This is a genomic window from Spirillospora sp. CA-142024, assembly GCF_050942325.1.
Taxonomy (GTDB): Bacteria; Actinomycetota; Actinomycetes; order Streptosporangiales; family Streptosporangiaceae; genus Spirillospora.
The window spans coordinates 7801196-7827016 of record NZ_CP192077.1; the positions used below are offsets into that span (position 1 = coordinate 7801196).

Genomic DNA, 25821 nt, shown 5'->3' on the forward strand with positions numbered 1-25821 from the left:
CGAAGTTCTTTATGAACGGACCGCCGGCTCCTCATCCGGCACGGCGGGAGGGCGTCCGACGCGCGAACCGGTCCGCGGCACCCTCGCGGATGACGTCGCTCTCCGAGAACGGCCGGAGCGAGTTCCTCTGCCCCCTCTCATCACCCGGAGGGCACGCAGGACGCGGAGTACTTTCGATCCGGAGAACCGATCCGCGACACCCGTCCGGCGCCCGGCGCCTTGAAGGCGAGCCTCGAAGGAATGTCTGACCACGGCACGGCCGAGCACGGCGAGGAGGCCGAGAAGGCCGCCCGAGCGCACGGGCGGCGCCTGGGAGCCCGAGGCCCCGGGGACGGCGCCGAACATCTCCCGCCACACGCCGAAGAGGCCTCCCCAGGGAACCCTGACGGTGTAGGTACTGGCGAGCTTGAATTCGGTGCCGAGGCTCCATGACCGCCGGGTCGCCGGCGCTTCGGCCTCCCCCTTGCTCCCGCCCCCGATGAGCGGCAATGACTTGGACCGGAAACGTGTCCGGAGATTGCCCGTTTTTGCATCCATATAGGCTCGAAGCCTGCCGTCACGAGAAAAAGTCAGGCCGAAGTCGGGAGGCCTGATGAGCCGGAACCGGCCGCTCGTCGAGGCCCGCGCCTCGAAGGAAAGTCCGGCGTCCGGAAGGCGCCTGACCGAACCCACGGAAAAGGATCCACCGACACCCACTCCGCTCTCGAAAGTGAATGCGAGCCCTTCTCGGGTGAACGAACTCGTCACGCCGCCGCCAAGGCCACGGTAAAGGCTGAGCTTGAGGGCGACGCCGTCGCCGCCTCCCGGCAAGGAAATGGTGTGCGGCCACGCGAGGGCCGCCGCCCGGCTGGAATGGGTCTCCCGCACGGTCCGGTCGCGGGAAACCGGAACCTCAGCCGGTGCGGCCATTCCGCCGCGTGGCGCCGTCCGCGAACATGCCGGGCCGGCGGCGCAGACGCAGCCGCGAACCGGACCGGCCCCCGCGGCCGGCGCGATCGACATCGCCGATGCGGCCAGAACCACCGCGGACACCGTGGTGATGCGGACGCGCCCGCCGCTCCACGCTCGCTTCATGATCTTCAGCACACACGTGACCTGCTCGCACATGAACAGCGATGTTACAACGATGTGTAGCCAAATGAGCACATAGAGTAACTATCGGCGTCTTGGCGTGACTTGGCGGCGTCCGCCGGGATGAGGGCGATGACCGGCCGGTGTCAGGCCCGGCTCCGAGTCAAAAAGACAACGATGTCTGCTAGAGTCTGGCGCGATACGTGGGCGTCGGACGGCGTGCGGTCGCACCGAGCACTCTGGAGCGGCGATGCGCCCTCGCACCCACCGCCGGTGACGTGCCAAAAGAACATGGTTGTTCAATTAATACTCGACCGTTCCGCCCGGGCTATAACATTGTCATGCCCAAGACGTTGGCGGACTCCCGCGAGAAGCTGATCGAGGCCGGGATGCGCTTGCTGGAAGAGCAGGGGCCGGAGGCGCTGAACGCGCGGCGGCTCGCCGCCGAGATCGGGGCGTCCACCATGGCCGTCTACACGCACTTCGGCGGGATGGCGGGGGTGTACGAGGCGCTCGGGCGGGAGGCGTTCGCGCGTTTCGGACGCGTGCTGCGTCAGGTGCCCGACACCGACGACCCGGTGACCGACCTGCTGGTTCTGGGGCTGGCTTACCGGGAGTTCGCGGTGGCCAGCCCGCAGCGGTACCGGCTGATGTTCGGGCTCGCCTCGCCTGGGGCCCTTCCGTCGTTCGGGCACGACCTCACCATCGAGGGCACGCCCGCGACCGTGGCCGAGATGAACGACGCCTTCGCGCTGCTGCCGCGGCATGTGCGGCGCGCCATGGTCGCAGGGCGGATCCGCCGGGACGACCCGATCATCGTGGCCGGGCAGATCTGGTGCATGATCCACGGCTACGTGCTGCTGGAGACCACGGGGGTGTTCGGCCAGGAGGGCCGCGGCGTGCTGCACATCCTGGGCCCGCACGTGATCAATCTGCTGGTCGGGCTCGGGGACGACCGGGAGGCCGCCGAGCGGTCCGCCGGGCAGTCGCTGCTGAACATCGAGATGGTCGGAGCCGTCGTGCGGGAGCCGGAGCCCCGCCGGGGGCGTCGGCCGCGCCCCGCGCGGTGACGTGACGATCGCCACTCGGACGTTGCCGAGCGGCCGGCCATCACATTGTTATAGCCTGCCCATCACAAAGTTATGCCCGGTTCGCGCTGCTCCCCCACCACGGCGCGCGGATCGTCCCTGAGCGGCAGTTCGAAGAGATCGGTCTGATGATGGCGATGACCTCGGGCACGATGACGGACCCGGCCCCCCGCCCGCTCGACTTCGCCGTGCTGGGCCCGGTCCGGGCGTGGCGCGGCGGGGCCCGGCTCGACCTCGGCCCCATCAGGCAGCAGGCGCTCCTGGCGGCGCTGCTGCTGCGCCCGGACCTGACCGTCAGCCGGCGGGAACTGCTCGACGGTGTCTGGGGCGCCGAACCGCCGGGTTCCGGAAGCAAGATCGTGCCGGTGTACGTCCACCGGCTGCGGCGCTGCCTGGGGACGCCCGGCGAGGACTCGCACGAGACCCTGATCGCGCGGGAGCACGGCGGCTACCGCTTCGTCAGCCGAGGGACCGCGGTCGACGTGATACGGCTCGGCGAGTTCGCGGACGAGGCGGCCGCCGCCAGGAGGTCCGGCGATCTCGCGGCCACGGTGAGCGCCTGCCTCCGCGCCCTCGGGCTGTTCCAGGGCGAACCGCTCGCCGGGCTTCCCGGGCCGTTCGCTCAGGCGGAGCGTCTCCGGCTGGAGGAGCGCAGGCTCACCCTTCTGCAGGAAAAGGCCGAATGCCAGTTCCGGCTCGGCAGGTCGGCGGACGTGGTCGGCGAGCTGCACGCCCTGATCGCCAAGCACCCGCACAGCGAACCCTTGGCCGCTCTGCTGATGCGCGCGCTGTACGGGAGCGGCCGGCAGGCCGACGCGCTGACCGTGTACTCGCAACTGCGTGGCCGGCTGGTGGAGGACCTCGGGGTGGAGCCGGGCGAGCAGCTGCGGCGCGTGCATCAGGCGGTGCTGCGCGGTGACGACGCGGCCTTGGGCCTCGTGCGGCGAGATGAGACCGGTGGCGGGGAACGCACGCGGGTCCCGTCCGCGCGGCGCGTTCCCGACGAGCTGCCGGCGGATGTCGGGGACCTGGTGGGAAGGCGGGAGGAACTGGCGCTGCTCACCGGCGGCGGAGGGCCCGCGGTGACGGTGGCGGCGGTGGACGGGGTGGCGGGCGCGGGCAAGACCGCGCTGGCGGTGCGCGCGGCGCGGGCGCTGTGCCACGGGTACCCGGACGGCTGCCTGTTCGTCGACCTGCACGGGCACAGCGGACGGCGGGACGCGGTGCCCCCGGAGCACGCGCTGCGCCGGCTGCTGCGGGCGATCGGCGCCGGGCACGCCTCCGACGACCTGGACGAGCTGGTCGCGTTCTGGCGGAGCGCGACCGCGGGGTTGCGCCTGCTGCTGGTCCTCGACGACGCGTCCGGCGCCGACCAGGTGCGCCCGCTGCTGCCCGCGGGGGCCGGCAGCCGGGTGCTGGTGACGAGCCGCCGGCGCCTGGCCGGCCTGGACGCGGACCGCCGGATCTCGCTGGGGCCGCTCACCCGGCAGGCGGCCGAGGCGCTGCTGACCCGGGTGGTGGGCGCCGAACGCGCCGGCCGCGAACCGGCCGCCGTGCGGGACCTGGTGGACCTGTGCGACCGGCTGCCGCTGGCGCTGTGCATCGCGGGCGGGCGGATCCAGAGCCGCCCGGCCTGGACGATCGACCATCTGGTGCGCAGGATGGCCGACGACGAGCGCCGCCTGGCCGAGCTCACGGCGGAGGACCGCAGCGTGGAGGCGGCGTTCCGGCTCTCGTACGCCCGGCTTCCGGCCGCCGAGCGGCGCGCGTTCCGCGCGCTGGGCATGGCACCGGCCGGGCAGACCGGCCACCGGGCGCTCGCGGCCACGCTCGGCTGGGCCGCGCACCGGGCCGAGCAGGCACTGGAGAACCTGGTGGACGCGAGCCTCGTCCAGCAGCCGTCCGTCCACCAGTACCGGTTGAACGGCCTGCTCGCACTGTTCGCGCGCCGGGTCGCCGCCGAGGAGTCCCAGATCCCGGGCCGGGGCGGCCTGGTCGCCGTCGGAGGCACGCCGGCAAGTCTCTAGCACCTCTCACCGGTGCCGCCTCCGCCATTTCTCACGCCGAGTACGCAGGACGACCGAATGGCCGTCCGAACCGTACGGCGTGCTACAGGCATGCCCATTCAACGGCATTCACCACATCGAATACGGGGTGTTCCCGATATTCGCGTGTCATCATTATTTAAACGGATCTCACTAGCGTCGACGACAAGATCGTCAGAATGTCTGGGGAGACCCGAATGCGAAGTAGGAAGTTCGTTTTCCGCGCCGGCGCGACGCTGGTCGCGGCGGCCGCCGCCATCACGGCGGTGACGGTGGGCGTTCAGGAACAGAAGGCCACGGTCGCCTCGGCGGGCGCGGAGACCGAGGCCGGTATCACCCCGCAGGCCGCCGCCGTTCTCCAGGACCGCGTGGCCAAGTTGCGGTCGGAGCAGAAGCTGCCCGGTGTGATCGGCATGGTCCGCAGCGGCGCTTCCACCCAGTACGCCACCGCCGGCTACGGCGACATGTTCCGGCGCGTGCCGGCCGACCCGAAGGCGAAGTTCCGCATCGCCAGCAACACCAAGGCGTTCGTGGCCACGGTCCTGCTGCAGCTTGAGGCCGAGGGCAAACTGTCCATGAACGACACAGTGGACCGGTGGCTGCCCGGCCTGGTCGCGGCGAACGGCAACGACGGCCGCAAGATCACTGTCCGGCAGTTGCTGAACCACACCAGCGGGCTCCCCGACTACATCAACAACCTGCGGATCTCGGGTTCCTACGTCGCCGACATCAACCCGTACAAGCAGTGGGATCCGCGCACGCTGGTGAAGGCCGCCACGTCCAACAAGGCACTGTCGGCGCCCGGCGCCGAGTACCACTACGCCAACACCAACTACGTGCTGGCCGGCATGATCATCCAGGCCGCGACGGGGCGGCACCCGGCGGACGAGGTGCGCAGCCGGATCATCGAGCCGCTCGGCCTCACCGACACCACCTTCCCCAAGGCCGACCCCAAGCTGTACGGGAACTGGCTGCACGGCTACTTCACGATCCGGGACATCTCGTTCTCGAACGTCCAGGTGCTCGGCGCGGCGGGCGCCATGGTGTCCACCCAGGAGGACCTGGCCGACTTCACCCGCGCGCTCGCGTCGGGGCGGCTGCTTCCCCCCGCGCAGCAGCGGGAGATGCAGCAGGTCGTGTCGGCCAAGACGCCCTACGGGCTCGGCGTGATCATCGCGCAGACCCCGTGCGGCATGGCGTGGATGCACAACGGCGCCGCGCTCGGCTATTTCAGCCATTGGTACACCAGCCCGGACGGCAAGCAGCAGGCCGTCGTTGCCACCAACCGCTACAACATGATCCCCACCAAGGTCGATTCCGAGGTCATCAAGGCGGCCCAGGACTCCTACTGCGCGTTGAAGGGAAAATGACGTGAGTTCCGGCCTGCACGCCAAGAAGCCGATATTCAAGCGCTACCGCAGACCGGCCATCGCGGTCGCGGTCGCCGGAGCGGTCGCCGCCGCGGCCGCGGTACCGCTGTTGAACACCGACGAGTCGGTCAACGCGGCCCGGACGTCCGAGGCCAGGTCCTGCACCCCGATCAAGCTGATCGTCGTGCCGGGCACCTGGGAGACCACGATGACCGCCGACCCGGACACGCCGGTCGGCATGCTCCGCGGCATCACCGAACCGCTGGAGCGGCGGTTCGGGGACCGGATCTCCTCGTACTGGGTCGGCTACAACGCGACCGCCTTCGACCAGGGCGTGACGTACAACGACTCGAAGCAGACCGGGATCGACAACGCCCGCAAGGCGATGACCGAGATCTCCCGGGACTGCCCCGGCACCCGGTTCGTCGGGCTCGGCTTCAGCCAGGGCGCGCACGTCAACGGCGACGTCGCCGCCCAGATCGGGGCCGGGCAGGGCCCCGTCCCGGCCGCCTCGTACATCGCGGGCGGGGGCGTCGCCGACCCGGCCAGGGGGACCAAGGGCGAAGTCAACCTCGGCGATCCGCTGCCCGGCACCAGGGGCCTCGCCGGACCGCGGCCGCAGGGCTTCGGCGCGCTGTCCGGCCGGGTCGCGAACGTGTGCCTCAAGGGCGACCTGTACTGCGCCCTGCCGGAGGAGAACAAGCTCACCGCCACTCTCGGCACCGTGCTCAGCCGTGTCGGCATCGCCAACATGCAGCAGTCGGCGGAGCGGGAGCTGGCCACCGACCTCGGCACCGCCGGCGGCAGGCCGGCCGACCTCGCCGCCGTCCCGAACGGCCTGCGGACGCTGACCGGCCAGGCGCGCGGCAAGGACACCGCCGGGGCGGCCCGCACCGCCGGCGAGCTGACGAAGCTCGTCGGCCCGCTGCAGACACTCACCCGCGCGGTCGCCAATCCCGTCCTGGTGAACGCGCTGCTGAACTCCCCGCCCGGTTCGCAGAACCACATCGCGGGCCAGGTACTCCAGGCGCTGTCCAGAACCGACCTGGTGGGGCTCGCCACCGACCTCGACGCCGTGAGCGCCGCCGCGAAGGCGGGGGACACGGCCGGGCTGGCGCGGGCGGCGCTCGCCGCCGCCGCCAAGGCCGCCCCGCTGACCGGGCTGCCCGCCGACCAGGTGGCCAAGGTCACCAAGGTCATCCAGGGCCTCCAGCCGGTCGCGCTGCTCGCCCAGGCGAGCAACGTCATAGGCGGGATCAGCAGGATCGACTACCGCGGCATCCAGCGCGCCGCCCAGGCCGTGCCCGCGTACGCCCAGCGGGGCGACGTGCGAGGGCTGTACCGTTCCCTGGTCGCGATCGAGGACCGGCTGATGCCGCTGGCCAAGACCGCGAACCGGGTGGACCTCACCCCCCTCGCCGCGCTGCTGGCGATGTGGCCGCCCGGCTCTCCGGAGCGCGCCGTCGGGGAGGCCCTGGTCATCCTCGACCGCGTCGACTGGGTCCGGATCACGCGCGACCTGCGCGTCATCCAGAACAAGCTCGACAACTTCGACCCGAAGAAGCCGCCGGTCATCGACGCCACGAACCCGGCCAAGTCGCTGAACGGCTTCTTCGGCGTCGATCTGCTCTCCCTGATGCCTCAGATCGCCGACCTGGCCGAACACGGCCTGGACGTCGCCGGGGTGCCGCTGCCGAAGGGCACGCTCAACCAGCTGCTGAAGACGAGGCTCGACCCGCGCCATGTGGTGGACGAGGGCATCGACGCCGCGGTGTTCTACAGCACGCGGCGGCACGTGATGTACGGCACGGAGCCGGTCGACAAGACCGGGCGCCCCGCGCTGGAGGTCCTTGAGGCCTGGCTCGCCCAGCGCATCGAAACAGCCTGATCTCCACCGCCCAGAGGGCACCGATCGGCCCGTCCGGACCTCCCGCGGAAGGTGTGGGGAGGACCGGACGGGCCTGTTCGAGTGGGTCAGGCGACGTCCAGCTCGCGGCGGCGGTCGGCCCACTGGAGGGAGTGGCGGATGGCGTCCTCGATCGTGTATTCGGGCTTCCAGGTGAGCACGTCCCAGGCCTTCGCCGGGTCGACGAAGGCGCCGACGACGTCCCCGGGGCGGGCGGGGGCGTCCTCGGCCCGGAAGGAGTCGCCGACGACCTCGCGGAACGCGGCGACGAGCTCCCGGACGGTGGTGCCGTCGCCGGTGCCGAGGTTGACGACCTCGTAGCGGGCGTGCTCCCCGACCGGCGGGATGATCGCGTCGAAGCGGGCGGCGGCCTCGTAGAAGGCGCGGGCGATGTCCCAGACGTGGATGTAGTCGCGGATCGCGGTGCCGTCCCGGGTCTCCCAGTCCACCCCGGTGATCTTGAAGGGGACGCCGAGGGAGTAGCACTCGATCATCTTGCCGAGGGCGTGGGTGGGCTTGCTGTTCTGCAGGCCGGTGCGGAGCCTGGGGTCGGCGCCGATCGGGTTGAGGTAGCGCAGCGAGATGACGCGCAGGCCGTACGCCTCGCAGAAGTCCTGCAGCAGCAGCTCGGCCATCATCTTCGAGCGGGTGTAGGGGTTCTGCGGTTCGAGCTCGGACGTCTCGGAGACCGAAAGGTCGGCCTCCGGGCGGTACATCCCCGCGGTGGACGCGAAGATCATCCGGTCGCATCCGTTGCGGACGAGGTGGCCGGCGAGATCGAGCGTCTTGGACAGGTTGACCCGGTAGTAGCGCAGCGGGTCCGTCATCGAGTCGGGCACCACGATCAGCGCGGCGCAGTGCACGGTCGCGATGATGTCGGAGTGGTCGCGGAAGATCTTGTCGACCAGCTCGCCGTCCCCGATGTCGCCCTGGTAGAAGATCTTGCCGGCGGTGAACTCCTGCCGGCCGGTGATGAGGCTGTCGAGCACCACGGGGGTGACCCCGCGCTCGGCGAAGGCGGAGGCGATCGTGCTGCCGATGAACCCGGCTCCCCCAGTGATCAGCACTTTCATGTGGCTTCCCCTGCAGGCCAGTGCGTCCCCTTGAGCTTTCGACCACAGGATCAGCAGGCGAACGCGGACGGTCAACGTCCCGCACTCCAGGTGACCGGGTCCGGACGCGGGTGAACCGGCGCGGGGGGCGCGGCGTCCGCGCACGAGCCCTCCCCCGCGCCGTCACCAGCGAAGATCGCCGATCGGGGCGGCGCGGCAATCGGACGGCCGAAACGAAGTACAGCGTTTGCAGGATCCGCCGGGCCCGCGCAGCGGTCATCGTCGGTGGATGGAACCGATCCGCGTCCTCATCGTGGACGATCACGCGCTCTTCGCCGAGGCCCTCGCGGCGCGGCTCGGGCGCGAGCCCGACCTGGTGATCCTCCCGATCGCCCCCGACGTGCGGCGCGCACTCGCGCTGACCGCCACGGAGCGCCCGCGGGTGCTCGTCCTCGACATGACCCTGGGCGCGGAGAGCGGGCTGGACGTCCTGGACAGGGTCCGCGAGCGGTACCCCGACGTCCGGGTCGTGGTGCTGACCGCGATGAGCGGGATGGACGCGATGGTGCGGGCGGTCCGGCGCGGCGCCGTGGGCTGGCTGGAGAAGACCGAGAGCGCCGACCTCGTCGCGCGGGTGATCCGGTCCGCGGCGCGGCAGGGCGGCTGGATCCCGCCGGACGCGCTCGGCGAGGTGCTGCGGAGGCTGACCCGGGACGGCGGCGAGCCGGACGGCGCGGACCTGCTCGCCGAGCTGACGCCCCGCGAGCGCGAGGTCCTGCAGTGCATGGTGGACGGCCTCGGCCGCGCGGAGATCGCCGAGCGGCTGGGCCTGTCGGCGAACACCGTCCGCACCCACACGCAGAACCTGCTGGCGAAGCTCGACCTGCACTCCGCGCTGGAGGCGATCACCCTCGCGATGCGCGCCGGCATGCGCCCCATGCCGGACGACTGATCCGCCGGTGGCCTGGTGCAAACGGCGTAGGGCGGGGTCGTCTTTTGGGCGATTGCTCCGGCGGAGGGGCTTCTTACGCTCGCCGTGACGAAGCCGGAGGGAAGATCGTGGAGATCGACGAAGTCGCCGCGCGGGTGGTCCGGAGCTACTGGTCGCTCCTGCTGGTCATGACGGTTCTCCCGTTGGTGCTCGTGGGGCTGGCCATGAGCGGGCAGGAGCCGCCGTACGTGGCCGGGACGCGGTTGCAGGCGAGCAGCAAGGCGACCGACGCGGCGCCCGGGGACGCGGGCGTGTCCATCGTGGTCAGCCAGGTGAAGGCGTTCGCGACCAGCGAGAACCTGCTGAGCGGTGTGCTGCGGCAGCAGCACGTGGACCGGCCGGCGGTGAAGACCGCGAAGGCGATCGGGGTGACCGGGCTCGGGACGTCCACGGTCGTCGAGCTGTCGGTGAAGGACCGTGACCCGGGGGTGGCGCGGCGGCTGGCCGACGCCCTCGGCGCCGCGGTCGTCAAGGAGATCAACGAGTCCAACCAGGGCTCGATCAGGCAGCAGATGGACGACATCGACAAGCGCATCCGGGCGCTGGAGAAGAAGCTCGGGCCGCTGTCGCGGCGGGCGGGCGCGCAGCCGGTCCCCGACATCGGCGCCGCGAACGAGCGGGAGCGGGTGCAGGCGGAGCTGACCGACCTGCGGTCGAACCGGTCGGACCTGCAGACGCAGCTGTCGTCGGCCGGGACGGCGTCGGTGGTGCAGCCGGCGGTGCTGGCACCGCGCACCGACCCGGTGGTGATGATGGCGGCGATCGCGGGCCTGGTCGGGCTGATCGGCGGGATCCTCATCGCGGTGGTGACGGAGATGGTCCGTCCCACAATCCCCGGGCAGCGGCGGGTCGCGCGGCGGCTCGGGGTGCCGCTGCTCGGCTGGGCCGACGCGGGCCCGGCGCGGCTCGCCGACCTCGGCCGCCGGGTCCGGCTCGCCGCGAAGAAGGAGGGCGTGGGGCGGGTCACGCTGGTCGGCGCGCCCGGCCCGCTGCCGGCGGACCTGGTGTCGTCGATCGCGTCCGCGGTGTACGGGGACGACACGAAGGTCGTCACGGCCCGTCCGGGACGGCCCGGGTCCGGCGACGGCGACGGCGACGAGGGCTCCGGGGACGGGGACGGGCCGGCCCTCAACAGCAACGGGCCCGGGGGCGGCGGCAAGAGCACGTCGGTGGTCCGCGCCGGCGGCACCGCCGTCATCACGAAGAAGCCGGCCGAGGTGTCCCCGTCGGAGGTCACCCAGCCGGTCCCGGTGCGCCGGGTCTGTCATGTGCACGCGTTCGAGGACATCGATCCGGGTTCGGACGAGGAGGTCGGCATGGTCGTGGTGGTCGGCCCGGTGACGAAGGCGGCGGGGCTGGAGACGGTCCGCGACCTGGTCGCCGCGTCCGGCTGGCCGCTGCTCGGCGTCGTCGCCACGTCCCGGAAGATCAAGGGGTAGCAGATGAGTTCGTCCGTTCCGTTCACGATCCCGTCGGTGTCCGGCGAGGTGTCCGACGCCGTCGTCAAGGTGCTCGACTCGGGCTGGATCACGACGGGGCCGCAGACGGCCGCGTTCGAGCAGGAGTTCGCCGACCATCTCGGCGCCGCGCACGTCGTCGCGGTCGCCTCGTGCACGACCGCGCTGGAGCTGTGCCTGCGGGCGCTGGACCTCCCGCCGGGTTCCGCGGTGCTCACGCCGAGCCTCACGTTCTGCGGCGCGATCAACGCGATCCTGCACGCGGGCCACCGGCCGGTGCTGGTCGACATCGACGAGGACACGCTGGTCCCGAGCCCGGCGACGGTCGCCGCGGCGGCGGCCCGGTGCAAAGGTTCTTCCGGGGGGCGTGGGGGGTCGTCCCCCCACGATGACGAGCCCCGGGCGATGATCGTCCAGAACCAGGGCGGTTACCCGGTGGACGTGGCCGCGCTCGCGGAGGCGGCGGGCCTCGACCGGGCGCGGGTCGTCGAGGACGCGGCGCACGGCCCGGGCGCGGCGCGCGGCGGGAAGCCGGTCGGGTCGGAGTCGTTCGCGGCGTGCTTCTCCTTCTACGCCACCAAGAACATGCCGATCGGCGAGGGCGGCGCGGTGGCGTCCAGTGACCAGGAGTTCGCCGACCGGGTCCGCGCGATGCGGATGCACGGGATGAGCAAGGACTCCTGGAAGCGGTACATGCCCGGCGGCAGCTGGCGGTACGACGTGAAGACGGTCGGTCTGAAGGCCAACATGACCGACGTCCAGGCGGCGATCGGGCGCGCGCAGCTCGCGGCGCTGCCCGCCTGGCAGGAGCGGCGCGCCCGCATCGTCGCGGCGTACGACGAGGCGCTGCGCGACCTGCCCGGCCTCGTCCTGCCGCAGCGGAACCTGGACGGCGTGCGGCACGCCTGGCACCTCTACCAGGTGCGGGTCCCGGACCGGGACGAGATCAGCGCCGAACTGGAGGCGGCGGGCGTCGCGACGTCCGTGCACTTCATCCCGGCGAACCAGATGACGGCCTACCTGGAGATCCTGGGCGCCGACGAGTGCGCGCGGGTGCCGGTCACCGACCGGGTCGGCGCGGAACTGCTGTCGCTCCCGCTGTACCCGGGGCTGACGGACGACGGGCTGGAACGCGTCGTCTCCGCACTCACCGAGGCGCTGCGGACCCGGAGCTGACCGTGCGAAGGTTCCACCCGCGACGCCGCCGCCCGGGGACCCCCGCGCCGGTCCCCGTCAGCCCGCTCGCCCTGCTCATGGGACGCGACGAGGTCGTCCTGGCGGGGCGGCGCGGGCGGCGGCTGGTGCGGGGCCGGCGGGTGCTGGTCACCGGGGCGTGCGGGACGGTCGGCCGGGCGCTGTGCCACCAGCTCGAACGGCTCGGGCCGGCCGCGCTGTGCCTGGTCGACAAGGACGGCGACGGCCTGCGGCGGCTCGGCAGGGAGATCGCCGGGGCGGCGCTCGCCCGGGCGGACGTCCGGGACGAGCGGCGGGTGGACCGGGTCTTCGGGGAGGCCCGGCCCCACCTGGTGTTCCACATGGCCGGGCGGAGCGTGCTGGCGGAGGTCGAGCGGAACCCGTGCCGGGGCGTCGCCGACAACGTCCTCGGCACCCGGCACGTGATCGACGCCGCGGTGCGGCACGGCGTGCAGCGGCTCGTGTTCGTCTCGTCCGACAAGGCCGCCGACCCGACGTCGGTGCTCGGCGCGACCATGCGGCTCGGGGAGCTGCTGCTGCGGACGGCGACCGGCGGCCCGACGTGCTTCGCCGCCGTCCGGGTCGGGAACGTGCTCGGCGAGGCGGGGCCGCTGCTGAGCCTGCTCGCGCACCGCATCTCCTCCGGCGAGGTCGTCACGATCACCCATCCGGAGGTGGCCCGCCACTTCATGACGGTGGAGGAGGCGGCCGGCCTGCTGATCGAGGCGGCGGCGATGTCGGAGGAGGCGGAGACGTTCGTCCTCGACATGGGCCGGCCCGTCCCGGTGATCGATCTCGTGCACCGGTACGCCGAGCAGCTCCGGCTGCCGGAGGTGACGATCCGGTTCAGCGGGCTCGGCCCCGGCGAGAAGCTCGCGGAGAAGGTGTTCGCCGACTCCGAGCCCCGGATCCGCACCGCCCACCCGAAGATCTGGGCGACCCGTCCCGCCGCGCCGCCCGCGGGGCTCTCCCGGCTGCTGGACGAGCTGGAGGCGGCGGCCGGGGCCGGCGACGGCGGCGCGGTGCGGCTGCTGCTGCGCCGGCTGCTGCCCGAGTACCACCCGGTCCGGCGCCCGGAACCGTCCGGCGAGCCGCCGCCGCCCGGACCGTCCTGCCTCTGCGGTGCGGGGTGCGACCCCGGTCCGCCCGGCCTGTGAGGTGTGCATGAGTACCACGAGGAAGCTCAGAGTCGCCACGGTGATCACCCGGTTCAACGGGGGCGCCGGCCAGGTCGCGCTGAACGGCGCGCTGGCGCTGCCGGACGGCGACTACGAGCGCGCGATCGTCACCGGCGGCGTCGGCATGGACAGCACGGCCTCGTCCACCGGCAACGGCGTCCTCTTCGGGGACGAGGCCGTGGCCAACGCCGCCGCCGGTGACCTCACTCCCGCGGCGCACGCGGCCGGGATGGAGATCGTCCAGGTGGGGCCGCTGGTGCCGCAGATCTCGCCGCGCGACGACCTTGCCGCGCTGCGCACGCTGACCCGGGTGCTGGCGGAGGGGCGGTACGACGTCGTCCACACCCACAGCGCGAAGGGCGGCGTGATCGGCCGCGTCGCGGCGGCCCGCGCAGGCGTCCCGCGCATCGTGCACACGTGGCACGGGTTCCCGTTCAACGAGTTCCAGTCGCGGGCGCGGCGCCGCATGTATATAGGTCTGGAGCGGATCGCGGCCAAGCGCACCGACGCGTTCCTCGCGATCGGGTCGGAGACGGTGACGACGGCGCTGCGGCTCGGGCTGACCACACCGGAACGGGTGCGGCTGTCGTGGCCGGCCGTGGACGTGGACGCCTACGCGTCCGCGCCCGGCTCCCGCGCGCAGGCCCGCCGCCGCCTCGACCTGCCGCTCGGGGTGAAGGTCGTCGGGTCGGTCGGGCGGCTGACGTTCCAGAAGGGCCCGGAGATCTTCGCGAAGGCGATCGCCCGGCTGCCGGACGACGTGTTCGGGCTCTGGGTCGGCGGCGGCCCCATGGCGGACGAGCTGGAGAAGCTCACCGCGAGGCTCGGCGCCGGCGAGCGGATGCGCTGGCTCGGGCACCGCGACGACGTCGCCGACGTGCTGCCCGCGTTCGACGTGATGGCGATGGCGAGCCGCTGGGAGGGGCTCCCGTGCGTGCTCGTCGAGGCGATCGGGGCGGGGATCCCGCTGGTCGCGACGGCCGTCCCGTCCAACCAGGACCTCGTGCTCGCCGGCGAGACCGGGATGCTCGTCCGGCCCGAGGACCCGGACGGTCTCGCCGCCGCGGTGTCGGCGCTGCTGGACGACCCGTCCGCGGCCGCGCGGATGGCCGGACGCGCCCGCGCCAGGGTCGGCGGATGGTTCTCGCCGGCGCACCTCGGCACCGTCCTGGACGAGACCTACCGAGGAAACTCCAGCCGCCCATGACCGCGATGATCGAGGCACGGCCAAGCGACGACGAGCGGCCCGCGCCGCCGCTCAGGCGCGGCACGCGGCTGACGACCGTGGCGCTGGTCGCGGGCATCGCCTCGCTGCCGATGCTGATGCCGGCCGGCCTGCCGCCGGGCCCCGGCAACACCGGGCTGCCCGACCTCGCGCTGGTCGGCCTCACCGCGACGACCCTCCTGTGGGCGGGCACCCGGAGGCTGCCGGTCCGGTGGCCGTTCCTCATCCCGACCCTGCTGACGATCATCGCGGGCGGGATCGCCGCCGTCGTCAACGACGCGGGCGCGCTCACCCTCGTCAAGGACCTGTTCGTGCTGCTGTGGGCGGTCTGCGTCGCCAACCTCGGCCGGGACCCGGCGCTGCTGAAGGTGGCGCTCCGCGCCTTCGTCCGGATCGGGACGTGCTACGCCCTCGTCATGATCGTCGGCTTCGTGCTGGGGATCGAGGCGCTGTCCGGCAAGCAGATCGACGGCGAACGCGCCATGTTCACGTTCGGCGACGCCAACTACGCGTCCAACTGGTTCATCTGCGTCTTCTTCATCGCCCGCGCGACCCGGTTCCCGGAGACGCCGCGGAAACGGTGGGCGGTCTGCGGGATCCTGCTCGCCGCCGAGCTTTTGACCGGCTCGAACGGCGGGCTGCTCGCGCTGGTCATCGCGATCCTGCTCGGCTACCTGTTCCGGCTGTTCCGCGAAGGCAAGGCCCACCACGCGATCGCCGTCGGCGCGTTCGCCGTGTTCGTCGGCGGGGCCGGCGTCGCGGTCGTCACGCAGGTCGACGTCCAGCCGCTCCTGGACCAGGCCAGCCAGGCGTCGCCCATCCTGCGCGACTCCATCGGGCGGACGACCGGGGAGAGCACGAACTCGCGCAGCACCGTCCTCGCCACCACCCTCCAGATGATCGACGACCAAACGCACCCGTGGGGCATCGGCCCCGGCCAGACCGAGAAGCAGATGCTGGTGCGGCAGGAGACCTACGTACGGGAGGCGCACAACGACTACGTCGCCGCCGTCCTCGAACGCGGCTTCCTCGGGGGCGTCGCGCTCATCGTGCTGGTCTTCGTGCTGCTGCTGAAGTGCGTGCGGATCGCCCGGCGGGACGCGCTGACCGGCGAGTACGCGCGGCTCGTCCCGCGGCCCGAACTGTTCGGCGCGCTCGTCGCCGTCTTCCTCGTCTCCGGCCTCTTCTACGAGACCCTCCACTACCGCCACGGCTGGGCCGTCTTCGGCATGATCGCCGCCCTCGATCTCTTCGGAAGGGACGGAGCCCGATGACGGACACCCAGGAGTCCCCTGCCGTTCTCGCGCCCGAGGCGGAGGCCGGCCGGTTGCGGCGGCGGCTGCTGGCGCTGGTTGCCGGGAACATGGCGGGGCGGGTCGGGGCGCTCGCCTCGCTCGGGCTCGCGACGATCATGGTGGCGCGGATCGGCGGGCCGAAGCTCGTCGGCGCGTTCACGCTCGTCCGGATCCTGCCGGGGCTGCTGTGCCAGCTGTCCAGCGCCGGGCTGCCCGGCGCGGCGCCGTTCTTCCTCGCCCGGGGCGACTACGACCAGAGCCGGGTGCGGCCCACGCTGGCCTGGCTGACCGTGATCGGCGCGACGATCTCCGGGGTCGGGTGGCTCGCGCTCAGCCCGCTGGTCTACCTGGTGTTCTTCAAGTCGTTCGGGATCTGGATCGCGGTCGCCGCCGCCGCGCCGTCCTTCACGCAGGGCTTCGTGTCGGTCGGCAAGGGCCTGCTCCAGGGGACCGACGACCAGTCTGGCGCGAGCCTCGCGATCGCCGTCGAGGAGTTCGTGTTCCTGCCGATCTACCTCGTCATCCTGACCGGCTGGTACGGGCCCGGCGCACTGATCACCGGGCTGGTGCTCGCCGACGTCGCCGCCGCCGCGTGGATCGCCCGGCGGCTCGCCCGGCGCGGGTTCTTCGCCGGGTGGGGACGGCCCGACCGGCGGCTCGGCCGGTCCATCGCCGGATACGGGTTCCGCGGCTACCTCGGCCAGCTCATCGATCTGCTGCAACTGCGGTTCGACATGGCGCTGCTCGGCGCGCTCGCCGGTCCGAAGGTGCTCGGCGTCTACACGGTGGCGAGCAAGTTCGCCGAACTGGTGCAGCTTCCGGGGCTCGCGGTCAACTACGTCCTGTACCCGGACTTCGCCAAGGAGGACCGGGAGACGGCGACGAAACGGACGTCCCGCCTGATCCTGCCCGCGCTCGGCGTGTCGGCACTGGCCGCGCTGCCGCTCGCCCTCATCGCCGGGACCGCGCTGCCCTGGATCTTCGGGGACGTGTTCGACGACGCGGTCGTGCCCACCTACATCCGGCTGGCGGGCGTCGTCACGTTCGGCGTCACCGGGCTCGTCATGGCCTACCTGTACGGGGTCGGACGGCCCGGCGCCGCGTCCGCCGGGCAGGGCATCGGGCTCGTGGTCGTCGTCGTCCTCGGCGCCGTCCTGATTCCCGCGCACGGCGCGACGGGCGCCGCCGTCGCCACGTCCGTCTCCTTCGTCGCCACCACGGCCGCGCTGCTGGTCTGGTTCCAGCGCGCCAGGAACACCGCATCCGAACCCCCCGCACCCGAGAACAAGGGGTGACCATGTCCGAGCTCGCGAGCCGTCCCGTCGACCCGTCCGACGGCGTCCCCCCGTCCGCCGCACGGCGCGTGCTGGACGTCGCCGGCGCGCTCACCGGGCTGCTGCTCCTCAGCGTCCCGCTGCTGATCGTCTACGGGCTGGTGCGGCTGTCCAGCCCGGGGCCGGGCGTGTTCCGGCAGACGCGCGTCGGGCAGGGCGGCCGGCCGTTCACCATGTACAAGTTCCGGACCATGCGGCAGGGCGTCGGCGGCCTCACCGTCACCGCCAACTGCGACCCGCGGCTGACGAAGGTGGGCAAGCTGCTGCGCCGGTGGTCGCTGGACGAGCTGCCGCAGCTGGTGAACGTCCTGCGCGGCCAGATGACGCTGGTCGGGCCGCGCCCGGAGACCTACGACCTCGCCGTCCACTACGACGCGCACTGCCGCTGGATCTTCGACCACCGGCCCGGCCTGACCGGCGTGTCCGAGGTCCGGTTCCGCGACTTCGACGTGCTCGGCCCCGGCGAGGAGGTCGATCTCGTCAACTACATCGAGCGGATCGTCCCGGCGCGGGTCTCCGTCGACGCCGTCTACCTGCGCGACCCGTCGATGCGCGCCACGCTCGGCGCGCTCTGGGACACCGTCAAGCACATCCTCCGCATCCCGATCCCGCCCCTTCCCGTGCACGTCGCCGGGGTCGTCAAGGACGCCCAGGACAAGGCGGCGCGCACCGCCGAGGAGCCCGGCTCCGCCGCCTGACCCGACGATCCGGGGAGTGACGCGTCATGGACATCCGGGACGCCCGGTTCAAGATCATGGTCGTCGCGGTCACGGTCGCCCTGGCCGCCGGATTCCTGTTCTACCTGCGGCACAGGGCGTCCGGGTACGAGCCGTACCGGGGGCCGCTCGCCACGCCGGGGACGCCCGCCGCCGACCCGGGCAGGACCCGCCGGATCGCACTGAACACCGAGCCGTCCGACTACCCGCGGCTCCAGGCGCTCGGCTACGACCTGGTGGACGTCAAGGCGGACCCGGCGCTCGTCGCCGGTGTCCCGGCGGGCATGCAGGCGCTGCTCTGGGTCGGCAACTTCACCTGCGGCGACTTCGAGCTCGGCTGGGACGCGTTCCAGCGGGCCGTCCAGCGCTTCGGGCGCGACCCGAAGGTGTACGGGTGGTACCTGTCGGACGAGCCGAACACCGGCGACTGCCCGAAGATCGCCGGCGAGATCCGCCGCCGCGCCGACTACATCGAGCGGAACGCGCCCGGCCAGATCTCCTTCATCTCGCTGACCGACTGGCCGATGAGACCGCTCGCGCCGAAACGCGTCGGCGTCGACCTGGTCGGCCTGGACCCCTACCCCTGCAAGGGCTCCGACAGGACCCGCGAGCACTGCGACATCGGGGCGATCGACCGGATGGTCCGGATGGCGGACGACGCCGGCATCCCGCGCGCCAAGGTCGCGCCCGTCCTGCAGACGTTCGGGCAGAGCTGCTCGAAGGGCGACCGGAAGTACTGGATGCCGACGCAGTCCCAGTTCCGCAAGATCCTCGCCCGCTGGGACCGGCTCACACCGCGTCCCCTGCTGGAGATCTCCTACTCCTGGGGCCGCCAGGACGAGTGGGCCTGCCCCTCCCTGTCGGACGCCTCCGGGGGCGCCCACCCCGACCTGCAGAGCCTCATGAAGGCCCGGAACGCGGCGCGCTGAGGGTCACTGCCCGGGCTGGTCCGCGACGGCCGGGTGCTGGGACTTCGACGGGACCGGGAACTCCAATGACCCGAGTTTCAGGGCCAGGACTTCCATTACACCAACGGCCAGAACAAATACGACGACCACCAGGCCGAGCTTCCTGCGGTTCACCCCGCGCACCCCTTCAAACCCCCGGACAAGCAAGCAGAAAACCTAACACGCCATGATCTAAGACCCTGTTCCGGACATGCGATGTCTCACCATTCGTGATCAGCCTGTAACCCCACTAGTGACCCCCGCCACGCCTCACCCGTGACGGGGGTTCCAGGGGGGGCGCCCCCCTGGGCTAGCAGCGCCTGCTTGTGAGGTTGGCGGCGCGGGCGTTGAGGCATTCGCCGGTGGCGAGATCGAAGGCGAAGTTGTGGGCGAGGCAGTGGATCCGGCCGTCGCGGACGACGGCGCCGATCGAGAGGTCCTCGCCGGCGTGCGGGCAGTAGCGCGGGATGTCGTAGCGGGCGCCGTCGCAGGCGACGGTGATGCGCTCGCTCTCGTCCCGTCCGGTCTCGTACGCCTCGACGGCGTTCAGCGCCGGGGCGTTGGCGTGCTTGAGCAGGCCGACCAGGTAGTCGTTGTAGACGTCGGGGTCGCGGTAGAGGCTGAGCCGGAAGGAGATGAGCAGGTCCTCCCACGCCATCCGGCCGGTCAGCACGGCATCCAGCCAGCGCGCCGCGGTGGTGATCCGGTAGTGCGGGCGGACGTCCGGGGACGCCGCCGACACCGTGAGGCCGCCCGGCGCGAAGTCGACGTCCCAGACGCCGCCGCCCGGGCCGGTGATCTCGAACCGGACGATCATGGCGATCTGCCGGAGGAAGTAGTCGCTGAGCCCGCCGAGGTGGGTGAAGTGGGCGGTGAACCGGTCGAACAGGTCCGGGGCGGGCTCGGGGTAGTCCGCCAGCACCGCCGCGATGGCGTCGGCGCGGTCGGCGGCGTACCGCTTGAGGTAGGCGTCCCGGTCCGCGTCGGCGAAGGAGAACTCCGCCGAGACCGGGTCGCGGGTGATCTCGCCGGTGTCCAGGTCGACGGCGTCGCCGGGCTTGAAGCACTCCCAGCGCTGCCCCGGCAGGTGCTCGCGCAGCCAGGCGGTGGAGATCTCCGGGTCGCAGAACGCGCCGTCCTCCTGGCCGAGCACCCAGTTGAGGTGGTCGACCTCCGCGTCCAGGAAGCAGGGCGGGCCGGCGAACGGAACGGCCAGCTCGGGCCCGGTCTGCCGGACGAGCCGCTGCGCCGCGCGCAGCTTGGAGACGCGCTTGGCCATCGAGACCTCGGCCATCTCCGCGGCCGGGTACTCGTAGCAGATCGGGTGCCAGGACGCCCCGGACGTCTGCAGGGCCATCAGGTCGAGCCGGCCGCCCGCCATGTGCTTGGCCCGGCGGGCCTGCGCGGCGGTGAGCCGGGCGTCGTTGCAGTGCAGGATTCCACGGCCGTCCGCCACGATCAGAAAGGCAGCGTCATGGCACATCGGCGACAGTTCCGGAATGACGGTGATCCACGACCCACGATTGTCGAGCGGGAATTTATCCCAGGGCTGGATCTCGATTACCTGACGTCCGCCTGCGGCGGCCGTCATGCGCTCCCGGAAGGCGGGTCCGGGATAACACGGAATGAGGATTCTGGTCCGCGCGGGAAGGCGCTCGATGACCCATGGGTCGAAGTGATCTAGATGCTCGTGCGAGACCGCCACCCAGTCGGCGCCGAGCAACGCGGCGACATCGAGGTGATCGTTTCTCGGGTACTGGTGCCAGGCCCCGAGAAAGGCCCCGTCCGGAGCGAGCCATGGGTCCGCGAGCAGGTGGAACGCGGTCGCGTCCACCGCCACCCCCGCATGTCCGATAAATGTGACCGTCGGCATGTCCAGACTGTCTCTCCGGGGGCCCGCGGGCACACCCGCCGGAATGCGCAAAGCGGCTACGCCACCGGCATGAAAGAAATGCGCCGGAGGCACCGTTATTACGGCTGAGACGCTGCGTCAAAGGGCCGAGTTTACCTCTCTGGGGGGATGACCGCTTCTGGACAGAGAGCGGACTCTTGCGGCCAATTGACTGGACATCCGCGGGGCGGCCGAGCGACCGTCGATACGGTGCTGAAATAGCGGACGGGGGTCCTCATGAACAACGGACGGGCTCGGTCTTCCCCGCTGGACGCTCGCGCGGGCGCGGGGACGCTCGCGGGCACGGGCGTCCGGGTGGGCGGGCCGTGCGACGGCCGTGGCGGGCAGCTGCTGTGGCGGCGGCGCCTGCGGCACGACATCCGGCACGAACTCGGAACGATCATCATGCTGGCCTCGGCCGTCGTCGTCGCGGAGGACGTCGGCGACATCAGCCGGGCACGCATCGACCAGCTGCTCGGCGAGACCCGGTGGCTCGACCACCTGCTGCGCCGGCTCGACGAGGACGACGACGACACGCCGCTGCCCAGCCCGGAGCGGATCAGGGTGGACGACCTCACCGCCGAGGTCGTCACCGGGATGCGGCTCGCCGCCCCGCACGAGGTCTGCTTCAGCGGCGGCGAGGCGTGGGCGCACATGGACCCGGTCGCGCTGTGGCGCGCGGTCAGGAACGTCCTCGACAACGCGTGCCGCGTCGCGGAGGGACGCGTGGACGTGCGCGTCGAGGCCGGCCAGGGCTGGGTCGTCATCCAGGTCGACGACGACGGGCCCGGCTTCGGCGCGGTACGGGGCACGGCCCGGCCCGGCCTTGCGTCGCTCGGGCTCGGCATCGTCCACGACCTCATCTCCGGGTACGGCGGCAGCCTGGAGATCCGCACCTGCGAGATGGGCGGGGCGCGCGTCCGGATGCTGCTCCCGGCGGCGCCCCCGCCGGACCGGATCCCGGAGCGGAGCGCCAGCGGAGCGGAGGGAGCCGGTCCGGCTGCTCTTGCCGGGGGGCGTGGGGGGTCGTCCCCCCACAAGAGACCGGAGGCGACCGGTCCGGACTGTGTTCTGGACGGTGTGCACGCCGACGACTGGCGGCCGCATCCATGAGAACGGTCATCTGCGATGACCACGCGGTCTTCGCCGAGTCGCTGTCGCTGGTGCTGACGGACGCCGGGCACAGCGTCGTCGGGGTCACCTACTCCCCCGCCGAGGCGCTGCCCGTGCTGCGGGCCAGGCAGCCCGATCTCTGCCTGATCGACCTGCGGTTCCCGTCCGGCACCGCGCTCGACTGGATGCCGCGGCTGCGGGGCTCGTCCCCGCGGACGAGGTTCGTCGTGCTGACCGGCTTCCTGGAGCAGCCGGTGCTGGAGGCGGGCGTCGCGGCGGGCGTGCGCGGGTTCGCGCACAAGGGGCAGCAGGCGGGCGACATCCTCACGGTGCTGCGCCGCGTCGCGGCGGGCGAGATCGTCGTCGACCAGGCGACCCGGCGCGGCTGCGCCCGTCCGCGCAGCCAGGCGCAGAAGGTCGCGCAGTTCCTCACTCCGCGCGAGCGGGAGGTGCTGACGCGGCTGGCGCGCGGCGAGTCCACCCAGGCGCTCGCCAAGGCGATGGGCGTCACCCGCAGCACGGCGCGCAGCCACGTGCAGAGCGTGCTGAGCAAGCTGGGCGTGCACTCCCAGCGGGAGGCGGTGATCGAGGCGGCCCGGCACGGCCTGGTCAGCGTGGAGACCGGGGAGTGGCTCGCCGGGTAGCCGGAACGCCGTTTCGGCGGGGTGTCCTCCTGGGTACGGCCGAATCCGGACCTTCAGGGTTCGGCCGGGACGCGTTAGCGTCGGCCTTAGAGGAGGTTGCCATGCCTCGACGGCGAGGCGCGATGCCCATGTCCGACGCGGGCGTCCTCGACTGCGCGGACACCTACGCCCGCGGGGTCCCGCACGACCGGCTCGAACGGCTCCGTGCGAGGACGCCGGTGGTCTGGCTGGACGGGCGCACGGCGGGACGGCCGGGCGCCTGGGCCGTGCTGCGCCATGCCGACGTCCAGCATGCGCTCGCGCACCCGGAGCTGTTCTCCCCGGAGGTGGACGGCGTCCTGCACGGCCCATCGAGCGGGGAGGGCGCACTGCCGGAAGACCCCGCTCCAAGTCCGGCGGACGCAGCGTTGATCGACATGGATCCTCCCGTGCAGGCCATGCTCGCCCGGATCCCGCCCCGTGAGCCGGTCGACTTCGTCGGCCAGGTCGCGTGCGACCTCCCGCAGACGCTGCGGAACACCCTCGCAGGCGGCCTGTACGCGCTCCTGCGCCATCCCGCGGAGTACATCCGGCTCCGCGAGGAGCAACAGGACGAGTGGCTCATGGACAGCGCCGTCGAGGAGATGCTGCGGTGGTGGACGCCGGTGCTCCACGTCTGGCGCACCGTGCAGCGCGGCACGGTCGTCGGCGGTGTGCCGCTGCTGGCCGGTGAGCACGTCACGCTGTGGCTCGTCTCCGCGAACCACGACGACGAGGTGTTCCCCGACCCGGGGCAGTTCGTCCCCGGCCGGTTCCTGCACGGCGCCCCGGCCCACCTCTGCTTCGGGTTCGGGCACCGCACGTGTCTGGGGGCGCGGCTGGCCCGCGTGCACCTGCGGGCCCTGCTCGTCGCGCTGCTCGAACGCCCGGGCCTGCCGCGGCTCGCGGGCGAGCCCGTGATGCTGCGGTCGAGCGCCCGGCACGGTTTCGCGCACCTGCCCATCCGCTGGACGGCCTGACGGCCTCCGCCCGCCCCCTCCGGTGCTGAACTTCCGCCGTCCCCCGTTCGTAGAAGGTGCGTGGGACTCACGAGCTGGGGGACGCTCAGCCTGCTGACCCTGCTCACCCTCGGCTGCATGGTCGCGACCGTGTGGGCGTGGCCGCGCGCGTCGTTCTCCGGCCCGCGGGCCGCCGGGGTCCGTGTGCTGATGCTCGCCGGCTGCCAGTTCGCCGTCCTGCTGACGCTGGTCGCCGCCCTGAACGCCTACTACCTCTTCTACGGCTCCTGGACGGACCTGCTGAGCGCCGCCGGCGGAGGGGCCGCACAGGCGCAGCATCGTCCGGCCGGGGGGAACGCGGCGGCCGCGACGAGGGTCGTCCGGACGGTGCAGGCGGGGCTCGACCCGGGGCCGCGCGCCGAGCACGTCCCGGCGAAGGACGGCCAGGTCGAGCGCCTCGACATCCGCGGGGTCCGGACGGGCCTGTCGTCCGAGGCGTACGTGTACCTGCCGCCGCAGTACTTCCAGCCCGCCTATGCCGCCCGCCGCCTCCCGGTCGTGATCTTCCTGGCCGGGTATCCGGCGGCGGACCGGCTGGTCTGGATCCACCAGGGGCACGTCCCCGCGGACGTCGCGCGGGCGCAGGCGGCCGGCCGGATCCAGCCGATGATCTACGTGATGATGCGGCCGACCGTGGTGAACGGCTGGGACACCGAGTGCGCCGACGTGCCGGGCGGCCCCCAGGTCGAGACGTTCTTCGCGCAGGACGTCCCGGAGGCGGTCTCCGAGGCGTACCGGGTGCCGCGGGACCGCGGCGGCTGGGGCCTCGCCGGATACTCGACCGGCGGGTTCTGCGCGGCGAAGCTCGCGATGCTCCACTCCGACCGGTTCTCCGCCGCCGTCAGCATGGCCGGGCACTTCGACTCGCTGCTCGACCCGACGACCCGCGACCTGTACGGCGGGAGCCGGGACCTGCGGTTGGGCGGCAACCTGATCTGGCGGCTGCGGCACTATCCGGCGCCGCCGGTGTCGATCCTGGTGGCCTCGGCGGACACCGGGGAGAAGACCTTCCCGTCGGCGCGGCGGTTCATGCGGGCCGCTCGTCCGCCCCTCGTGGTGGACAAGGTGCTGCTGCGGTCCGGCGGCCACAACTTCAAGACGTTCCGCAAGTACATCCCGCCGTCCATCCGATGGCTGAGCGAGCGGCTGCGGGGCGAGTGACGTGGAACCGGTCAGCGCGGCGCTCATCGGGCCGGTGTGCCTGCTGGCCCTCGGCGGCGTGGTCGCGGCCGTCGTGCTGTGGCGGCGCCTCGCGGGCCCGGGCGCCCGGGCCGTGCTGGCACGCTCGGGGCTCCTGCTGGCCACGCAGGTCGCGCTCACCGCGTCGATCGTGCTGCTGGCCAACCGGTACTTCGTGTTCTACGCGACGTGGAACGACCTGCTCGGCAACGACCCGGCGAACGTGCACGTCCAGCACGTCCAGCCGCAGCGCGCGGCCGGCGGCCTCGTGGACCGCACCATCACCGGCCTCGGCCCGGAGCGGGCCGGGCGTGACCGGGACCCGGCCGAGGACGGGCGCGTCGACCACCTGAAGATCCACGGCATCCGCAGCGGGCTGGAGTCCGACGCGGACGTCTACGTCCCGCCGCAGTACTTCCAGCACGCCTACGCCGGCACGCACCTCCCCGTGGTGCTCCTCCTCGGAGACGGCGAGCCGGCGGGGTGGCTCCGCGACGCCCGCGTGCCCGAGGCGGCCCGCGGCGTGCGGCCCATGCTCTACGTGATGGCGCGGGTCCAGGGCCCCGCCGGGTGCATGGACGTGCCCGGGCGACGTCCCGCGCTCGGCGAGACCTATCTCACGCAGGACCTCCCCGCGGCCCTGGCGTCGTTGTACCGGGTGCCGCAGGCGCGGACGGGGTGGGGCGTGGCCGGGTTCGGCGGCGGCGGGCAGTGCGCCGCCCGGCTCGCGATGCTGCGCTCCGACCGGTTCTCCGCCGCCGCGAGCCTGAACGGGCGGTTCGACGCGCCCGGCGGTGATCTCTACGGCGGCAGCGCCCGCTACCGGCTCGGCAACGATCTGCTGTGGCGGCTCCAGCACCTCCCGCCGCCCCCGGTCTCGGTCCTGGCCGCGGCCGGGGGGAGCGGCCCGCACGCCCGGCAGGCGGAGCGGTTCGCGGCCCTGGCCAAGCCGCCGATGCGGGCCGGGACGTCTTTCGTGGACGGCCCGGCCGCGACGCTCGCGGCGTGGCGCGGCCACATCCCGGGCGTTCTGGCGTGGTTCGGAGACCGGCTCCGGGTACCTCCCGGGGAGTAGGAACGCCCACTCC

21 protein-coding genes are annotated in these 25821 nt (G+C 72.4%); 18 read left to right on the forward strand and 3 right to left on the reverse strand.

Going from position 1 to position 25821, the window contains the following annotated elements; genetic code table 11:
• Window positions 1-9: 9 nt before the first annotated feature.
• Complete coding sequence (locus ACQPZP_RS36975) at window positions 10-1107, reverse strand: hypothetical protein (RefSeq protein ID WP_433474313.1); 1098 nt, start codon at window positions 1105-1107, stop codon at window positions 10-12.
• 305 nt (window positions 1108-1412) lie between these two features.
• Here ACQPZP_RS36975 and ACQPZP_RS36980 point away from each other — a divergent pair, with 305 nt between their 5' ends.
• From ACQPZP_RS36980 to ACQPZP_RS36995, 4 genes are all read left to right on the forward strand, one after another.
• Entirely contained in the window at window positions 1413-2141 is a 729-nt protein-coding gene (locus tag ACQPZP_RS36980; RefSeq protein WP_433474314.1) for a TetR/AcrR family transcriptional regulator, read from the forward strand.
• A gap of 155 nt (window positions 2142-2296) precedes the next feature.
• Window positions 2297-4186 carry a BTAD domain-containing putative transcriptional regulator gene (locus ACQPZP_RS36985; RefSeq protein ID WP_433474315.1) on the forward strand — a complete coding sequence of 630 codons (1890 nt, stop codon included), beginning with the start codon at window positions 2297-2299 and terminating at the stop codon, window positions 4184-4186.
• 215 nt (window positions 4187-4401) lie between these two features.
• Entirely contained in the window at window positions 4402-5574 is a 1173-nt protein-coding gene (locus ACQPZP_RS36990; protein WP_433474316.1) for a serine hydrolase domain-containing protein, read from the forward strand.
• 1 nt (window position 5575) lies between these two features.
• Entirely contained in the window at window positions 5576-7462 is a 1887-nt protein-coding gene (locus ACQPZP_RS36995; RefSeq protein WP_433474317.1) for a cutinase family protein, read from the forward strand.
• An 86-nt stretch (window positions 7463-7548) separates the two neighbouring features.
• On the opposite strand, the gene galE is transcribed toward ACQPZP_RS36995, so the two are convergent.
• The gene (gene galE, locus ACQPZP_RS37000; RefSeq protein ID WP_433474318.1) at window positions 7549-8553 is read right to left on the reverse strand and encodes a UDP-glucose 4-epimerase GalE; all 1005 of its coding nucleotides are present in this window, start codon (window positions 8551-8553) and stop codon (window positions 7549-7551) included.
• A gap of 268 nt (window positions 8554-8821) precedes the next feature.
• Here galE and ACQPZP_RS37005 point away from each other — a divergent pair, with 268 nt between their 5' ends.
• The 9 genes from ACQPZP_RS37005 (at window position 8822) to ACQPZP_RS37045 (ending at window position 18851) form a co-directional block, all read left to right on the forward strand.
• Entirely contained in the window at window positions 8822-9484 is a 663-nt protein-coding gene (locus ACQPZP_RS37005) for a response regulator (protein WP_433474319.1), read from the forward strand.
• Window positions 9485-9591: 107 nt separating this feature from the next.
• A complete protein-coding gene (locus ACQPZP_RS37010; RefSeq protein WP_433474320.1) occupies window positions 9592-10962 on the forward strand; it encodes a hypothetical protein in 1371 nt (456 codons plus the stop codon).
• 3 nt (window positions 10963-10965) lie between these two features.
• Window positions 10966-12156, forward strand: a complete 1191-nt coding sequence (locus ACQPZP_RS37015) for a DegT/DnrJ/EryC1/StrS family aminotransferase (protein ID WP_433474321.1) — start codon at window positions 10966-10968, stop codon at window positions 12154-12156.
• Window positions 12157-12158: 2 nt separating this feature from the next.
• The gene (locus ACQPZP_RS37020) at window positions 12159-13331 is read left to right on the forward strand and encodes a polysaccharide biosynthesis protein (protein ID WP_433474322.1); all 1173 of its coding nucleotides are present in this window, start codon (window positions 12159-12161) and stop codon (window positions 13329-13331) included.
• Window positions 13332-13338: 7 nt separating this feature from the next.
• Complete coding sequence (locus tag ACQPZP_RS37025; protein WP_433474323.1) at window positions 13339-14559, forward strand: glycosyltransferase; 1221 nt, start codon at window positions 13339-13341, stop codon at window positions 14557-14559.
• Entirely contained in the window at window positions 14556-15851 is a 1296-nt protein-coding gene (locus ACQPZP_RS37030; protein WP_433474324.1) for an O-antigen ligase family protein, read from the forward strand. The genes ACQPZP_RS37025 and ACQPZP_RS37030 overlap by 4 nt, the downstream gene beginning before the upstream one ends.
• Window positions 15848-17167: a lipopolysaccharide biosynthesis protein gene (locus ACQPZP_RS37035; protein WP_433474325.1), complete on the forward strand. Its 1320-nt coding sequence runs from the start codon at window positions 15848-15850 to the stop codon at window positions 17165-17167. The genes ACQPZP_RS37030 and ACQPZP_RS37035 overlap by 4 nt, the downstream gene beginning before the upstream one ends.
• A 2-nt stretch (window positions 17168-17169) precedes the next feature.
• The gene (locus ACQPZP_RS37040) at window positions 17170-17904 is read left to right on the forward strand and encodes a sugar transferase (RefSeq protein WP_433474326.1); all 735 of its coding nucleotides are present in this window, start codon (window positions 17170-17172) and stop codon (window positions 17902-17904) included.
• Between the two features lie 26 nt (window positions 17905-17930).
• The gene (locus ACQPZP_RS37045) at window positions 17931-18851 is read left to right on the forward strand and encodes a hypothetical protein (protein ID WP_433474327.1); all 921 of its coding nucleotides are present in this window, start codon (window positions 17931-17933) and stop codon (window positions 18849-18851) included.
• A gap of 328 nt (window positions 18852-19179) precedes the next feature.
• Here the strand turns inward: ACQPZP_RS37045 and ACQPZP_RS37050 are convergent, their stop codons facing one another.
• Entirely contained in the window at window positions 19180-20325 is a 1146-nt protein-coding gene (locus tag ACQPZP_RS37050) for a Rieske (2Fe-2S) protein (protein ID WP_433474328.1), read from the reverse strand.
• A 672-nt stretch (window positions 20326-20997) separates the two neighbouring features.
• On the opposite strand from ACQPZP_RS37050, the gene ACQPZP_RS37055 reads away from it, so the two are divergent.
• The 5 genes from ACQPZP_RS37055 to ACQPZP_RS37075 all read left to right on the forward strand — a co-directional run bounded on the left by ACQPZP_RS37055 (window position 20998) and on the right by ACQPZP_RS37075 (window position 25808).
• The gene (locus tag ACQPZP_RS37055) at window positions 20998-21873 is read left to right on the forward strand and encodes a sensor histidine kinase (RefSeq protein ID WP_433474329.1); all 876 of its coding nucleotides are present in this window, start codon (window positions 20998-21000) and stop codon (window positions 21871-21873) included.
• A complete protein-coding gene (locus ACQPZP_RS37060) occupies window positions 21870-22517 on the forward strand; it encodes a response regulator (RefSeq protein WP_433474330.1) in 648 nt (215 codons plus the stop codon). Before ACQPZP_RS37055 ends, ACQPZP_RS37060 begins: the two co-directional genes overlap by 4 nt.
• A 101-nt stretch (window positions 22518-22618) precedes the next feature.
• Window positions 22619-23515: a cytochrome P450 gene (locus ACQPZP_RS37065; protein ID WP_433474331.1), complete on the forward strand. Its 897-nt coding sequence runs from the start codon at window positions 22619-22621 to the stop codon at window positions 23513-23515.
• A 60-nt stretch (window positions 23516-23575) separates the two neighbouring features.
• The gene (locus ACQPZP_RS37070) at window positions 23576-24715 is read left to right on the forward strand and encodes an alpha/beta hydrolase (RefSeq protein ID WP_433474332.1); all 1140 of its coding nucleotides are present in this window, start codon (window positions 23576-23578) and stop codon (window positions 24713-24715) included.
• A gap of 1 nt (window position 24716) precedes the next feature.
• Window positions 24717-25808 carry a hypothetical protein gene (locus tag ACQPZP_RS37075; protein WP_433474333.1) on the forward strand — a complete coding sequence of 364 codons (1092 nt, stop codon included), beginning with the start codon at window positions 24717-24719 and terminating at the stop codon, window positions 25806-25808.
• The last annotated feature ends 13 nt before the right edge of the window (window positions 25809-25821 follow it).